The organism is Rhodococcus aetherivorans (assembly GCF_011058165.1).
In the GTDB taxonomy this organism is placed as follows: Bacteria; Actinomycetota; Actinomycetes; order Mycobacteriales; family Mycobacteriaceae; genus Rhodococcus; species Rhodococcus aetherivorans.
The window spans coordinates 1-13980 of sequence record NZ_JAALEG010000011.1; the positions used below are offsets into that span (position 1 = coordinate 1).

Annotated in this window: 16 protein-coding genes; 7 read left to right on the forward strand and 9 right to left on the reverse strand. The window is 70.3% G+C overall.

Annotated elements, in window-relative coordinates; genetic code table 11:
• Positions 1–177: 177 nt before the first annotated feature.
• The 5 genes from G6039_RS06800 to G6039_RS06820 all read right to left on the reverse strand — a co-directional run bounded on the left by G6039_RS06800 (position 178) and on the right by G6039_RS06820 (position 4166).
• Positions 178–1266, reverse strand: coding sequence for an inositol-3-phosphate synthase (locus tag G6039_RS06800; RefSeq protein WP_006932291.1), 1089 nt, complete (start codon positions 1264–1266; stop codon positions 178–180).
• The gene (locus G6039_RS06805; RefSeq protein WP_006932293.1) at positions 1259–1816 is read right to left on the reverse strand and encodes a PadR family transcriptional regulator; all 558 of its coding nucleotides are present in this window, start codon (positions 1814–1816) and stop codon (positions 1259–1261) included. The genes G6039_RS06800 and G6039_RS06805 overlap by 8 nt, the downstream gene beginning before the upstream one ends.
• A gap of 120 nt (positions 1817–1936) precedes the next feature.
• Positions 1937–2488, reverse strand: a complete 552-nt coding sequence (locus G6039_RS06810; RefSeq protein ID WP_231385976.1) for a hypothetical protein — start codon at positions 2486–2488, stop codon at positions 1937–1939.
• Positions 2485–3312, reverse strand: coding sequence for a DUF1707 SHOCT-like domain-containing protein (locus tag G6039_RS06815; RefSeq protein WP_029546712.1), 828 nt, complete (start codon positions 3310–3312; stop codon positions 2485–2487). Before G6039_RS06815 ends, G6039_RS06810 begins: the two co-directional genes overlap by 4 nt.
• Positions 3313–3335: 23 nt before the next feature.
• Positions 3336–4166: a DUF1707 SHOCT-like domain-containing protein gene (locus G6039_RS06820; protein ID WP_029546711.1), complete on the reverse strand. Its 831-nt coding sequence runs from the start codon at positions 4164–4166 to the stop codon at positions 3336–3338.
• Between the two features lie 94 nt (positions 4167–4260).
• On the opposite strand from G6039_RS06820, the gene G6039_RS06825 reads away from it, so the two are divergent.
• From G6039_RS06825 to G6039_RS06835, 3 genes are all read left to right on the forward strand, one after another.
• Complete coding sequence (locus tag G6039_RS06825; protein ID WP_065923290.1) at positions 4261–4683, forward strand: DUF5318 domain-containing protein; 423 nt, start codon at positions 4261–4263, stop codon at positions 4681–4683.
• Positions 4684–5029: 346 nt separating this feature from the next.
• Positions 5030–7546 (forward strand): transglycosylase domain-containing protein, encoded by a 2517-nt coding sequence (locus G6039_RS06830; protein ID WP_231385975.1) that lies wholly within the window; start codon positions 5030–5032, stop codon positions 7544–7546.
• A gap of 9 nt (positions 7547–7555) precedes the next feature.
• Positions 7556–9133 carry a glycosyltransferase family 87 protein gene (locus tag G6039_RS06835; RefSeq protein ID WP_043796895.1) on the forward strand — a complete coding sequence of 526 codons (1578 nt, stop codon included), beginning with the start codon at positions 7556–7558 and terminating at the stop codon, positions 9131–9133.
• A 99-nt stretch (positions 9134–9232) separates the two neighbouring features.
• Here G6039_RS06835 and G6039_RS06840 read toward each other — a convergent pair whose 3' ends face one another.
• The 4 genes from G6039_RS06840 to G6039_RS06855 all read right to left on the reverse strand — a co-directional run bounded on the left by G6039_RS06840 (position 9233) and on the right by G6039_RS06855 (position 12024).
• The gene (locus tag G6039_RS06840) at positions 9233–9646 is read right to left on the reverse strand and encodes a DUF2752 domain-containing protein (protein ID WP_043796892.1); all 414 of its coding nucleotides are present in this window, start codon (positions 9644–9646) and stop codon (positions 9233–9235) included.
• Between the two features lie 11 nt (positions 9647–9657).
• A complete protein-coding gene (locus G6039_RS06845) occupies positions 9658–10008 on the reverse strand; it encodes a CD225/dispanin family protein (protein WP_006932305.1) in 351 nt (116 codons plus the stop codon).
• 76 nt (positions 10009–10084) lie between these two features.
• Entirely contained in the window at positions 10085–10684 is a 600-nt protein-coding gene (locus G6039_RS06850; protein WP_043796888.1) for a GNAT family N-acetyltransferase, read from the reverse strand.
• The gene (locus tag G6039_RS06855; protein WP_206530792.1) at positions 10681–12024 is read right to left on the reverse strand and encodes a glycosyltransferase 87 family protein; all 1344 of its coding nucleotides are present in this window, start codon (positions 12022–12024) and stop codon (positions 10681–10683) included. Before G6039_RS06855 ends, G6039_RS06850 begins: the two co-directional genes overlap by 4 nt.
• Positions 12025–12154: 130 nt before the next feature.
• On the opposite strand from G6039_RS06855, the gene rpsF reads away from it, so the two are divergent.
• The 4 genes from rpsF (at position 12155) to rplI (ending at position 13777) form a co-directional block, all read left to right on the forward strand.
• Positions 12155–12442 carry a 30S ribosomal protein S6 gene (gene rpsF, locus G6039_RS06860; RefSeq protein ID WP_003938619.1) on the forward strand — a complete coding sequence of 96 codons (288 nt, stop codon included), beginning with the start codon at positions 12155–12157 and terminating at the stop codon, positions 12440–12442.
• Between the two features lie 64 nt (positions 12443–12506).
• Complete coding sequence (locus G6039_RS06865; RefSeq protein ID WP_006932313.1) at positions 12507–13016, forward strand: single-stranded DNA-binding protein; 510 nt, start codon at positions 12507–12509, stop codon at positions 13014–13016.
• Positions 13017–13059: 43 nt separating this feature from the next.
• A complete protein-coding gene (rpsR, locus tag G6039_RS06870) occupies positions 13060–13302 on the forward strand; it encodes a 30S ribosomal protein S18 (protein ID WP_003938621.1) in 243 nt (80 codons plus the stop codon).
• A gap of 19 nt (positions 13303–13321) precedes the next feature.
• Entirely contained in the window at positions 13322–13777 is a 456-nt protein-coding gene (rplI, locus tag G6039_RS06875; protein ID WP_006932315.1) for a 50S ribosomal protein L9, read from the forward strand.
• The last annotated feature ends 203 nt before the right edge of the window (positions 13778–13980 follow it).

Consider the following 13980-nt stretch of genomic DNA (forward strand, 5'->3'; position numbering starts at 1 on the left):
CCTTGGCGATCGACACCTTCGTCATGCGCATGGCGAAGAACCTAGCCTTCTTCGCCTCTCGTGCTGCTCGACCCACTGACATCTCCCCTGGTCAGGGAGCGTGTCGCATGGACCACCTGAGTCAGCCTGGATCGAAGGAATGTGACATTCGGCCACAGAGGCGGTGGAAGCCGCGGATCAGGCGTCGGCGCCGATGATGAAGGCCTCGAGCTCGGCGCGAGCCTTGTCGTCGGCCATCTGGACCGGCGGGGACTTCATCAGGTAGGCGGAGGCCGGCAGCACGGGGCCGCCGATGCCGCGGTCCTTGGCGATCTTCGCGGCGCGGATGGCGTCGATGATGATGCCGGCCGAGTTGGGCGAGTCCCACACCTCGAGCTTGTACTCGAGGTTCAGCGGCACGTCACCGAAGGCGCGGCCCTCGAGGCGGACGTACGCCCACTTGCGGTCGTCGAGCCAGCCGACGTGGTCGGACGGGCCGATGTGGACGTCGTTGGCGCCCATCTCCTTCTTGAGATTGGAGGTGACGGCCTGGGTCTTGGAGATCTTCTTCGACTCGAGGCGCTCACGCTCGAGCATGTTCTTGAAGTCCATGTTGCCGCCGACGTTGAGCTGCATGGTGCGGTCGAGCTGCACACCGCGGTCCTCGAACAGCTTCGCCATCACGCGGTGGGTGATGGTGGCGCCGACCTGCGACTTGATGTCGTCGCCGACGATCGGGACGCCGGCCTCGGTGAACTTGGCGGCCCACTCCGGGTCGGAGGCGATGAACACGGGCAGCGCGTTGACGAAGGCGACGCCGGCGTCGATGCAGCACTGGGCGTAGAACTTGTCGGCCTCTTCGGAACCGACGGGCAGGTAGGACACGAGCACGTCGACCTTCGCGTCCTTCAGCGCCTGCACGACGTCCACGGGCTCGGCCTCGGAGAGCTCGATGGTCTCGGCGTAGTACTTGCCGATGCCGTCGAGGGTGTGGCCGCGCTGGACGGTGACGCCGCTCGGCGGCACGTCGGCGATCTTGATGGTGTTGTTCTCGCTGGCGAAGATCGCCTCGGAGAGGTCGAAGCCGACCTTCTTCGCGTCCACGTCGAACGCGGCGACGAACTGGACGTCGCGCACGTGGTACCGGCCGAACTCGACATGCATCAGGCCCGGAACGGTGGTGCCCGCCTCCGCGTCCTTGTAGTACTCGACGCCCTGGACCAGGGACGAGGCACAGTTCCCCACGCCTACAATGGCCACGCGCACCGAGGTGCTGTTCTCACCCATGGTCGGGTTCTCCTTCTGTGTTGCGTTGTGCTGTCGACTGCTCGGCGGCGATCAATTCGTTGAGCCAGCGGACCTCGCGCTCGCTCGACTCGAGCCCGAGCTGATGAAGCTGACGGGTGTAGCGGTCCAAGGTGCCGCTCGCCCGCCCGATTGCGTCGCGGAGCCCTTCTCTGCGCTCCTCGACCTGGCGGCGCCTGCCCTCGAGGATCCGCATCCGCGCCTCGGCGGGGGTGCGGCTGAAGAAGGCGAGGTGCACGCCGAAACCGTCGTCGGTGTAGTTCTGCGGCCCGGTGTCGGCCACCAGCTCGGAGAAGCGCTTACGGCCCTCCGGGGTGAGCTGGTACACGCGACGGGCTCGTCGCATGACGGTGCCGGGTGCTCCCGAGTCCTCCTCGATGAGTCCGTCGGCCTGCATACGTCGCAGCGTCGGGTAGAGGGAACCGTAGGAAAAGGCGCGGAACGCGCCGAGCAGTCCGGTCAGTCGTTTGCGGAGCTCGTAGCCGTGCATGGGCGACTCGAGGAGCAGCCCGAGGATTGCCAGCTCGAGCAAAGGGCCTCCTCCGCCGTGTCGATGAACTTATCCGAGTGATGCGATTGTCGATTATATCGCACCGATATATAGGACGATACTGGAGCGGAGTGCATGTAACAACGGGTATCGGTAAATCGGTCAGGGTTCGTACGGGAACACCGCGATCGGCGTGCCGTCGAACGCGAAGACGAGATGCCCGCCCTGATCGGTGCCGGGACGCTGCGCGTGGACCACGACCGTGGCCCGGCCCTCGTCGTCGACGTCGACGCCGACCTGCTCCACCCGGCCGTCGGGCACCCGCAGCGTCGCGGGAGCGCCGAGGATCATCTCCGACACCGCGACGAGGTCCAGGCCCGCCAGATCGAAGGCCACCGCATCCGACGGCCGGGTACTCGGACTGCTCCACGAGTCGAACTCGCCGTCGAAGGTGTACGAGAGATACCGGTGCGGATCGCCGGCCACCGCCCGGTCGAACGACGCATGCTCCGGGAACAGGGTCAGGTCGTCGACCAGCGTGTCGCCGAACTCGGCCCGATAGTCCTCGACGAACCGAGCCAGCCCCTGCGGCGACGTCAGGTCCGGCAGCGGCTCCGGCCCGTCCGCCGCGTTCCCGACGACTCCCGCCAGCGCGCCCGTCACGGCCCCCACCGCGACGGTCGTCGCCGCGATCACCACACGCCGGGCCCTCACCGGGTCCCTCGGTTCTCGAACCGATGCAGCTCGATCAGTTCGCCCTGCGGCGTCACCTCGAGGAATCCGGTCTCGCCCGCCGTGTTGCGCACGAAGATGCGCACCGACGGCTGGTCGTACGAGAAGCCGACCGAGATGTGGCCGACCGTGCCGTCCGGCACGCCGACGCTCTGCGGCGCCCCCGCGACGTAGCGGGCGATCTCGTCGACGTCCAGCGTCGCCAGGTCGACCACCGGGGTGTCCACGGCACGGGTCCGGGGCGCATGGTCCGGGTCGAAACCGCCGCGGTAGGTGTACGACACCATGCGGTCCGGGACGTCGGGGACGGAGCGGGTGATGCTCGCGTGCTGCTCGAAGAAGTCCACCTTGTCGACGAGCGTGTTCCCGAACGCCGCCAGGTGGTCGGCCCGGTACTGCTCGAGGCCCGCCCGGGTCACCAGGCTCGGCGTCGGCACCACGACCGGTCGCAGCGCCGCCGGGTCGAGGTACAGCGCCTGCTGCGCCCCGGCGGGTGGCGGGTCGGCGCGCACCCAGCGGAACGTCGCCACCCCCGCCACCACCGCCGCCGTCACCACGGCCCCGGCGAACACCCAGGGACCCCAGGCGCGGACCCGTGCCGCCGCGGCGGCGCCCGGGCTCGCCTGCAGGTCGGCGACCAGTTCGTCGAGCTCGCCGAGCGTGTCCGCCGCACCGGCGCGCGCATCCCGGACCTCGTGCTCGGCGCCCGAGAGCTGACCGTCCGCATACGCCGCGTCGAGCCGCGCCCGGACCGCAGCCCGATCGGCGTCGCGTGCCCTGGTGGAAGGCGAATGGCGGCCGATCATGCGGGAGATCGTAACGACGCAGCTCAGAACACGCCCAGCACGCCGCCGTCGAACAGAATCTTCACGTACCGCGTGCCGTCGCCGGACTCGACGTAGATGGTCACCGCCGGGGTGCCGTCGTGGGCGAACGACACGTGCGAGACCGTGCCGCCGGGCAGGCCGACCAGCGCGGGCGCCTCCGCGATCCGGGCGGTCACGGCCCCCGCGTCGACCGCGCCGAGGTCGAAGTCCTGGTAGCCGGGGAAGCGCTGCACCGTCACCGGTTGGGCCCGCAGTGCCCCACCCGCGTAGGTGTACGTCGCGATCCGGCCCGGCTCGTCCGGCAGCGCCCGTTCGATGTGGGCCCGCTCCGGACGGAGGACCAGCCGGTACACGACCGTGTTGCCGAAGCGGTCCCGCACCGCCGCGAGAACCGCCTCGAACCCGCCGGGCTCGAGCGGCCGGACCGGGGTCACAACGATCGGATCGACACCGTCGTCGGGGACCGCCACCGGCGCGGCGGGCTGCTCCCGCACCGCCGCGGGTCCCGGCGCCGGGCCGTCCCCATCCGACAGCATCACCGCCGCGCCGGCCGCCGCAGCCGCCACCGCGACCGTCACGGCGGCGGCCCGGCGCAGACCGGGCCGGCGGCCCGACGGCGGCGCTGCGAGGTCCCCGGAATCCTCCGGTGGCTGCAGGTCGCGGACCAGGTCCGCGAGCTCGCCCAGCGTCTTTGCGGACATCGCCCGGGCCGTCCGATCCCGGTGCTCCCCGAAATCGAGCTGGCCGTCGGCGTAGGCGGTGTCGAGACGGCCACAGACCAGTGCCCGGTCGATGTCGCGTGCCCGCGTTCGCGGCGTGTGTCGGCTCACCACCCGGGCAGCCTAGAACGCCCGATATGGGCGCGTCGCGCAGTCGCGCGCCCCACACCCCGCCCACCCACGTGCCGTCCGCACGTACTCTGGACCCGTGCGGATACAGCGGCAGGTGGTGGACTACGCGCTGCAGCGCAGGTCGCTGCTCGCCCAGGTCTACTCGGGGCGGACCGGCGTCGCAGAGGTGTGCGACGCCAGCCCCTACCTGCTCCGCGCCGCCAAGTTCCACGGTCGGGGCAGTGACGTGGTCTGCCCGATCTGCCGCAAGGAGCAGCTGACACTCGTGTCGTGGGTGTTCGGCGACAAGCTCGGCCCGGTGTCCGGGTCGGCCCGCACCGCGGAGGAACTGGTCCGCCTGGCCGCCAGCCAGGAGGAGTTCTCCGTCCACGTGGTCGAGGTGTGCCGCACGTGCAGCTGGAACCACCTTGTCCAGTCCTATGTCCTGGGGGCGGAACCCGCGCCCAAGCGGCCCCGCCGCAGGTCGACCGGCCAGAGCCGCCGCACCGCGAGCGAGTGAGCCGTGCGCGACCCCTGCTGAACCGCCCCGTCCCCGGTGACCCCGTCCCCGGTGACTCCGTCCCCTTGTGACACTGCACTGCCCGAAGAACACTGCACTGCCCGAACGCGCGCTGCCCGACGAGACCGAAGTCTGCAGACGTGAAACGAGGACGCGTGCCACCGCGTCCGCGCTACCGGTTGGAGATGAGTACGTGAGTTCCCCCCACAACGATCCGCAGGGCGAACGGCCGAGGCCGCCGCACGGGAACGGACCGGCAGGTCCCCCGCCGCCGCGGCGACCGGGACCCGTGGGGGGACCCCCGCCCGGACGCGCACCCGGGGGTGGGCCGCCCATGGATCGGCGGATGCCGCCTCCGGGACGCCCCTATCCGCCGCAGCCGCGCCCCCAGCAGGGCGGGCCGCAGCCGTACCCGCCGCAGCAGTTCGCCGCGGGGAACCCACAAGCGCCGCGACCGCAGCAGCCGCCGCAGGACCGCACCCGGCAACTGCCGCCCCAGAACCGGCCCCCGGTGCCGAACCAGAACCGTCAGCAGCCGCCCAACCGGCCGGCCGGCGGCCCGCCCGGGCCCGGCGGGCGTCCCCCCACGCCTCCGCCCACCGCGCGCGGCGGTGGCGACGAGCCGCCCCGCGGTGGTGGCGAGCCCAAGTCGACGCGCTGGCGCACCGTGCGGCGCGTCGGCTACGCGGCCGTGGCGCTGGCTCTGGTACTGCCCATCCTCGCGTTCATGTTGGCCTACGTCGTCCAGGAGGTCCCCCGACCCGGTGACCTGAAGACCAACCAGGTGGCCACCGTCTACGCGGCCGACGGCTCGACCGTCATCACCAAGGTGGTGCCGCCCGAAGGCAACCGCACCGAGGTGCGGCTCGACGAGATTCCCGAGCACGTCCGCAACGCCGTGCTCGCCGCCGAGGACCGCGACTTCTACAGCAACCCGGGATTCTCGGTCAGCGGCTTCGCCCGCGCGGCCCGCGACAACATCCTCGGCCGGGAGAGCGCCGGCGGTGGTTCGACCATCACCCAGCAGTACGTGAAGACGGCGCTGGTCGGATCCGAGCGCACCCTCACCCGCAAGATGAAGGAACTCGTCCTCGCGTCCAAGATGGCCAACCAGTGGTCCAAGGACGACATCCTCGCCGCCTACCTGAACACCATCTACTTCGGGCGCGGTGCGTACGGCATCGCCGCCGCCTCCACGGCGTACTTCGGCAAGCCGGTCGGCGAGCTCAGCGTCGAGGAGGGCGCGGTGCTCGCCTCCTCCATCCAGCTGCCGTCGCTGCTGGACCCGGAGACCAACCCGGAGGGCGCCCAGGCGCGCTGGAACTACGTCCTCGACGGGATGGTGTCCGCCGGCACCCTGAACGCGGCCGACCGGGCGTCGATGCAGTACCCGCGGTACGTGCCGCTGGCCGAGGTCGACAACGGCGGCCAGAGCAACGGGCCGGAGGGCCTGCTGCGCAACCAGGTGCTCCGGGAGCTCTCCGAGGAAGGCATCGACGAGACCCTGCTCAACACCGAGGGACTCCAGATCACCACCACGATCGACCCACAGGCGCAGGAGGCCGCGCTCGACGCCGTCCGCACCAACATGGAGGGCGAGCCGGAGGAGCTGCGCACCGCCGTCGTGTCCGTCGATCCGCGCAGCGGCGCCGTCCGTGCCTACTACGGCGGCGACGACGGCGCCGGGTTCGATTTCGCCCAGTCCGGCCTGCAGACCGGATCGTCGTTCAAGGTGTTCGGCCTGGCCGCCAACCTCGACCAGGGCAACCCGTTGTCCGCCATGTACGACAGCGGCCCGCTCACCGTCAACGGCATCTCGATCGGCAACGTCGAAGGCGAGAACTGCGGTACCTGCACCATCGCCGAGGCGCTGAAGCGGTCGCTCAACACCAGCTTCTACCGGATGATGCTCGAGATGGACAACGGCCCGCAGGCCATCGCCGACATGGCGCACCAGCTCGGCATCCCCGAGGAGATCCCCGGGGTCGGCGAGACCCTGACCGAGCCGGGCGGCGTCGGCCCCAACTACGGCATCGTGCTCGGGCAGTACCAGTCCCGCGTGATCGACATGGCGTCGGCGTATGCGACGCTCGCCGCGTCCGGCACCTACCACGAGCCCTACTTCGTGCAGAAGGTCGTCACCGCCGACGGCACGGTGCTGCTCGACCGCGGCACCCCGGCCGGGGAACAGCGGGTCGACGAGGCCGTCGCCGACAACACCACCGCCGCGATGATGCCGATCGCCGCGTACTCCAACGGGCACGCCCTCGCCGGCGGCCGGCCGTCCGCCTCCAAGACCGGCACCGCCCAGCTCGGGGACACCGGCTCGAACAAGGACGCCTGGATGGTCGGCTACACGCCGTCGCTGTCCACGGCCGTGTGGGTCGGCACCGAACAGGGCCTGCCCCTGGAGAACAGCTGGGGCGGCATGATCTACGGCTCCGGCCTGCCGTCGGACATCTGGAAGGACACGATGGACGGCGCCCTCGACGGCACCGACGTCGAGAAGTTCCCGACGCCCGAACCGATCGCCGGACAGGCCGGCGTGCCGGCGTACTCCGCGCCGGCGCCGCCGAAGACCACGACGCCGACCCCCACGACGACCGAGCGGACGACGCCGGAGCTGCCCACGCCGCCGGAGATCACGACCCGCAACGTCGAGATCCTCCCGGGCGTGACCATCCCCATGCCGGGGGTGGCGCCGCAGACGACCACGCAGCGGGTGCCCACGCCGACTCCCACCACGGAGGCGGACACGCCGGGCTTCGGGACACAGGACGACTCGACCGGCACCGGTGAAGACCAGCAGTCCGGCAACAGCCGGTTCCAGGAGGACCCCGTCGGCGCCACACCCGGCGGGTAGCCTCGCGGGGTGACCGAGAAGAGAGAGCTCGCGTCGCCGGGTCCGCTCGTCGCAGACCGCCGATCCGCGGACTGGCGCGACGCACCCGGATGGACCGACCCGACGGTGTCGCGCCTGTCCACCGTCATCGGCGGACCCGTCGGGCGGTACGCCCTGCTCGGACGCACTCGCTTCTTCACGCCGCTGCGCGCGATGCTGCTCCTCGCGGTGGTGTTCCTCGCCCTCGGCTGGTTCACCAAGGCCGCCTGCATCCAGCAGGGACCGGTCGGCGAGGGCGGCGCGCTCGGACTGGACTGGAGCGACAACCGGCAGTACGTCGCCATGTGCTACTCCGACGTCGTGCCGCTCTACGGCGCCGAACGCCTGAGTACCGGCGCCTTCCCGTACAAGACGTCGTGGGAGGAGCCCGGCCCGGACGGGCAGACCCAGGTCCGGTACATGGAGTATCCGGTCCTCGCCGGCCTCTACCAGTACGTCTCGATGCGGGCCGCGAAGGCCTGGGACGCCACGTCGTGGCTTCCGGGCGGCCTGCAGGTGGCGATCTACTTCGACATCGTCACCATCGGTCTCGCCATGGCCTGGCTGGCCACCGTGTGGGCCACCGCTCTCTCCGCCGGCCGCCGCATCTGGGACGCGGCGCTCGTCGCCGCCTCGCCGCTGGTCGTCGTGCACGCCTTCACCAACTTCGATGCGCTCGCCACCGCGTTCGCGGCCGGCGGGTTGCTGGCCTGGGCGCGACGGCGACCGGTGCTCGCCGGGGTGCTGCTCGGACTCGGTGCCGCCACCAAGCTGTATCCGCTGCTGCTGTTCGGCCCGCTGTTGCTGCTGTGCCTGCGCACCGGGAAGCTGCGGGCGCTCGGGCAGGCGGCCGGTGCCGCGGCCGTCGCGTGGCTCGTGGTGAACCTGCCGATCATGGTCCTCTACCCGCGCGGCTGGGCCGAGTTCTTCCGGCTCAACACCGACCGCGGCGCGGACCCCGATTCGATCTACAACGTCGTGCGGTCGCTGACCGGCTGGTCCGGCTGGGACACCTCCACGCTGAACTCGGTGTCGCTGCTGCTGTTCGCCGTGGCCTGCGCCGGCATCGCGTGGCTCGCGTGGACGGCTCCGCGCCGCCCCCGCCTCGCCCAGCTGTGCTTCCTCGTGGTTGCCGCGTTCCTGCTCACCAACAAGGTGTGGAGCCCCCAGTACTCGCTGTGGCTGGTGCCGCTCGCCGTGCTGGCTCTGCCGCACCGGCGGATCCTGCTGGCGTGGATGACGATCGACGCCCTCGTCTGGGTGCCGCGCATGTACTTCTATCTCGGCGCCGAGAACAAGGGCCTGCCCGAGCAGTGGTTCACGACCACCGTCCTGCTGCGCGACCTCGCGGTCGTGGCGCTGTGCGCGCTCGTCGTCCGGCAGATTCTCCGGCCGGCCGAAGATCTCGTGCGCTACGGCTTCGTCGACGACCCCGTGGGTGGCGTGCTCGACCATGCCCCCGACGCTCCCCCGCGCCGGCTCCCGGGCCGTCTCCGTCCCGGCATCCGGCGGACATCACCTCCCGAATCGGCCGATCGGCAGACACCCGCGACGAGCACCGTCCCGTAGCCCCGGCCCGAGCCGCGCGCGACGGGTGCTGCCTGTGCGCGTAAAAACTTGCGCGGGAAGCATTTTCGCGCGCTAGTGCTCGTCCGCGACGAGCGCCGTCTACACGCGGAGCGCGTTGAAGGGCGCGACGGGGAGGTTGCGGACGACGAACCAGCCCAGCACGACCCACAGCACGAGCTGCGGCGCCCACCGCCACTGGTACCACTGGGCGATCCGGTGGCCACGGACCCGGCCGGCCGTCCACACGGCGAACGACCACCCCAGGAGAAGCACGGCGAGCACCCCGAGCGCGTTGTACCGCAGGGCGTCCGGAACATCGAGATGCAGCAGCGAATACAGCATCCGCGACGATCCGCACCCGGGACACCAGATGCCGAACAGGACGCGGGTCGGGCACGGCGGGATCGGGCCGCCCGGCGTCGTCGGGTCGGCCCACGCGACGGCCGCGCACACACACGCCGACACGGCCGCCACCCCGACGGGTGCGGCGAGCCGGGCGGCGAGCGTCTGCACGACCGGATGCCTCAGTAGCTCGACGACGAGACCGCCGCGGCGAGGACGACGATGTAGAAGACGACGATCACCACCCACACCGCCACGCTCGCCACCACCGACCAGATCGCCCACTTCTTCGCGTCGTCGGCCGCCCGGCGTGCGGCATCGAACTGGCCCTGCGCCCACAGGGAGTTCACCTGGCTCGCCTTGATGATCGAGACGACACCGAGCGGCAGGCAGCACAGGATCGTCGTGAGAATGCCCCACACCAGGTTGTTCTCGGGCGGCGGCCCGAACTGCGGGCCGGGGTAGTACCCGTATCCGCCCGGCGGGGGATAACCGCCCGGATTGTTCGGCGGGTACTGCGGATAGTCGCTCATCGTCGTCCTCGATCACCCCATCGGGATCCCAGCCTGTTCCGGGGTCCCCCCGCGCGGAAGGGTAGACCAGCCGCGGTCACCTGGCGAGACGGTCGGCCACCCGCGCCTCGAGACCCACCCGGGCGGCCGGCCAGTCGTCGTCGGTCATCGCGAACAGCGCCGTGGTGCGCCAGCTGCCGTCGCGGCGTCGCCGATGCTTGCGCAGCAAGCCCTCGAACCCGGCGCCGAGCCGGGTGATCGCCGCGCGCGACTGCGCGTTGTGTTCGTCGGTGTGCCACTCCACGCGGACCGCGCCGAGATCGTCGAAGGCGCGGCGCAGCAACAGCAGTTTCGACTCGGGATTGGCGGCGCCACCGTGCACCGCGCGCGAGAGCCACGTGTGCCCGACCGCCAGCGTCCGGTGCCGGGGATCGATCAGGTAGTACGACGTGGTGCCGACGACGGCGCCGACGGACTTGTCGACGACCGCGTACGGCAGGCGGTCCGGATCGTCGAGCGCGGTACGGACGAACGCGTCGGCGTCGTCGCGTGTCCGGAGGTCGGCGGACGTCCACCGGAAGATCGCGTCGGCATCGTCGACGGCCGCGAGCAGGCCGGGCGCGTGTCCCGCGGCCAGCGGTTCGAGGCGAATCCGCGTGCCGTCGAGCACCGGCTGCTCGTACCAGGCTGTGCTCATCCGGGTTTTCCGCTCATCGCCGGCATCCGGGGCCGCTCCTCGTCGGGTGGGGTCGGGTCGGGCCGGCGCAGCGGCGCGCCGGCGAACACGAAGAACAGTACGACGAGCAGCACGGCCCGGCCCCACACCCCGACGAGGGTGAGCAGCAGCGGGATCGTGGTGTCGGTCCGGGTCATGGTCGCGTCGAACCACAGGAACACGCCGATGCCGATCGCGAGGTCCACGGTGAGGTACGAGACGATCAGCGGCCACCGCACCCGCAGCAGCACCAGGAACGGCAGCAACCACAGGGTGTACTGCGGCGAATGCACCTTGTGCAGCAGCAGGAATCCGCACAGCATCGCGGCGCCGACCGCCACCCAGGGATAGCAGCCGTCGCGACGGTACCGCCGCCACCCCAGCCACAGCGCCAGCGCGAAGGCGGCGCAGATCAGCAACGGCGAGACGACGGAGACGAGGTCGTTGTACTCGGCCGTGACCTCGGTGTCCTGATAGCCCCCGACGAGGGGCCGCAGCCCCCAGTACCAGATCGAATTGCTCGTGGCGTCGGCCGCGCGGTTGCCCTGGAACTCGAACGATGCGCGCCACCCCGGATACCCGAGCAGCGCGAACGGCAGGTTCACGGCGATCACCGTCGCCGCCGCGGCGGCGCCCACCGCCACCGCGCCCCGCACGTCCCGCCGCGGCCCGGGCTCGTCCCCGCCGGTGAGGACGTATGCGATCAGCGGCAGCACGAAGATGCCGGGATACACCTTGAGGCAGAACCCGACGGCGAGCAGGACGGCGGCGATCACCGCGCGGGTGCGCAGCGGCCAGCGGCGCACCCCGAGCACGGCGACGGCCCCGACGGTGGTCGCGACGACGGGCAGGTCCCAGTTCAGGAACGCGTACATCACGAGGGGCGGCGTGGCCGACCAGAGCAGCGCGGCCCACCCGGCCAGCCGGCCGAGGTACCAGGCGACGAGCAGGCCGAACGGTGCCAGCAGCAGCGCGGAGTGCAGGAGGAACTCGGCGTCGGTGTCGGCGCGCAGGGCCCCCACCCACATGAGGATGCCGCTGAGCACCGGGTACTCGACGGTGCCGCCGGTGAGCACGCCGTCGCGGGTGATGCCGCCGTCGAGGAACGGGAACAGGTGCAGGTTGATGCCGCGACCGATCCACAACTGCTGGATGTCGGAGTAGCAGACCGTGGCGTCCTTGACCGCGTCGAAACGCACGCTGCGCCCCTGCGGGTCGAACGGTGGTGCGGCGCAGCGGGCCTTGTTCAGGTAGCCGAGCCACATGGCGAGCGCGCACGTCACGACGGCGACGAGCGCGGGCGTCCGGGAACTCGTGCGCATGTTCTTCACCCTAGGCGAATTTCGCTGGTCAAGGGCGCATCGTGTAGCCTGCATGGGTTGCTGACGCAACGACCCTCCTGTCACGGACCGTCCGTGACCGCCCATAGTCCATAGGAGGTGATGAGGTCTTATGCGTCATTACGAACTGATGGTCATTCTCGACCCCAGCCTGGACGAGCGCACTGTCGCCCCGTCGCTGGATACGTTCCTCAACGTCGTTCGCCAGGACGGCGGCAAGATCGACAAGGTCGACGTGTGGGGTAAGCGTCGTCTCGCGTACGAGATCGCCAAGCACAGCGAAGGCATCTACGCGGTGATCGACATCAGCGCTACGCCCGCCACGGTTGCGGAGCTGGATCGCCAGCTCGGCCTGAACGAGTCGGTGCTCCGCACCAAGGTTCTGCGCCACGGCAAGTGAGTCTGTCGGCGTCCGGCCGTAGGCTCGGGCGCATCAGGACTCCACACACAGCAGGAGGAACCACATGGCAGGCGACACCGTCATCACCGTCATCGGCAATCTGACGGCTGATCCCGAGCTGCGTTTCACCCCGGCGGGAGCTGCGGTCGCGAACTTCACCGTCGCGTCGACGCCCCGCATCTTCGACCGTCAGTCCAACGAGTGGAAAGACGGCGAGGCGCTGTTCCTGCGCTGCAACATCTGGCGCGAGGCGGCGGAGAACGTGGCCGAGAGCTTGACCCGTGGCTCGCGCGTGATCGTGCAGGGCCGCCTCAAGCAGCGCAGCTACGAGACGCGTGAAGGCGAGAAGCGCACTGTCGTGGAGCTCGAGGTCGACGAGATCGGCCCCTCGCTCCGCTACGCGACGGCCAAGGTCAACAAGGCCAGCCGTGGCGGTGGCGGGGGCGGCTTCGGTGGTTCCTCCGGAGGATCGGGTGGGGCTCGTGCCAGCGCGAGCACCGGCGGGGACGACCCGTGGGGCAGCGCGCCGGCGGCGGCGGGCTCCTTCGGCGGGGACGACGAACCCCCGTTCTGATCCGACCTTCGATCGGAACATTCGGAAAGTACGGAGAAAGACCATGCCTAAGGCGCCCGCGCGCGAAAAGGTTTTGAAGAAGAAGGTCTGCACCTTCTGCAAGGAAAAGAACGTGCAGATCGACTACAAGGACACGACGCTGCTGCGTAAGTACGTCAGCGACCGCGGCAAGATCCGCGCTCGCCGTGTCACGGGCAACTGCGTGCAGCACCAGCGCGACGTTGCCATCGCTGTGAAGAACTCGCGTGAGGTGGCCCTGCTTCCTTACGTCTCGACGGCTCGCTAAGGAAAGGGAGGGACACACGATGAAGCTCATTCTCACCGCTGACGTGGACAACCTCGGTGCGCCTGGCGACACCGTCGAGGTCAAGGACGGCTACGGCCGCAACTACCTGCTGCCCCGCGGCCTGGCGATCGTCGCCACCCGTGGTGCCCAGAAGCAGGTCGAGGGCATCCGCCGCGCCCAGGAGGCTCGTGCGGTGCGCGGCCTCGATCATGCCAAGGAGCTCAAGGCCGCCATCGAGGGCCTCGAGAACGTCTCCCTGGCCGTGAAGACCGCCGGGGACTCGGGCAAGCTGTTCGGCTCGGTCACCGCGGCCGACGTCGCCGGCGCCATCAAGGCCGCCGGTGGCCCGGTCGTCGACAAGCGCATCATCGAGCTGCCCAAGGCGCACATCAAGTCGACCGGCAAGCACACGGTCGTCGTGAAGCTGCACCCGGACGTGACCGCGAAGTTCGATCTGAACGTCGTGGCCGCCTGATTCCGGCTCCCGAAGAGCCCTGCACACACTGTGTGCAGGGCTCTTCGTCGTCTTTCCACAGGGGCTGTGGATAACCCCACAGGGGTACCGGTAGGTTTGTGATCCGCGGCACGGCATTCCGGGGCCGGGAGGGCGGAACACGCCCGGAAACACATCCGTGGCGACACGCCGAATCGATTGTTCTCCACACCTGTGAAAGTCTA

Bases quoted from the DNA above. Each gene is read 5' to 3' on its own strand.
- G6039_RS06850 (WP_043796888.1), bottom strand. From the start codon at position 10,684: ATGAGCACAGCCTGGTACGAGCAGCCGGTGCTCGACGGCACGCGGATT.
- rplI (WP_006932315.1), top strand. From the start codon at position 13,322: ATGAAGCTCATTCTCACCGCTGACGTGGACAACCTCGGTGCGCCTGGC.
- rpsF (WP_003938619.1), top strand. From the start codon at position 12,155: ATGCGTCATTACGAACTGATGGTCATTCTCGACCCCAGCCTGGACGAG.
- G6039_RS06830 (WP_231385975.1), top strand. From the start codon at position 5,030: ATGCCGCCTCCGGGACGCCCCTATCCGCCGCAGCCGCGCCCCCAGCAG.
- G6039_RS06865 (WP_006932313.1), top strand. From the start codon at position 12,507: ATGGCAGGCGACACCGTCATCACCGTCATCGGCAATCTGACGGCTGAT.
- rpsR (WP_003938621.1), top strand. From the start codon at position 13,060: ATGCCTAAGGCGCCCGCGCGCGAAAAGGTTTTGAAGAAGAAGGTCTGC.
- G6039_RS06855 (WP_206530792.1), bottom strand. From the start codon at position 12,024: ATGCGCACGAGTTCCCGGACGCCCGCGCTCGTCGCCGTCGTGACGTGC.
- G6039_RS06815 (WP_029546712.1), bottom strand. From the start codon at position 3,312: ATGATCGGCCGCCATTCGCCTTCCACCAGGGCACGCGACGCCGATCGG.
- G6039_RS06845 (WP_006932305.1), bottom strand. From the start codon at position 10,008: ATGAGCGACTATCCGCAGTACCCGCCGAACAATCCGGGCGGTTATCCC.
- G6039_RS06800 (WP_006932291.1), bottom strand. From the start codon at position 1,266: ATGGGTGAGAACAGCACCTCGGTGCGCGTGGCCATTGTAGGCGTGGGG.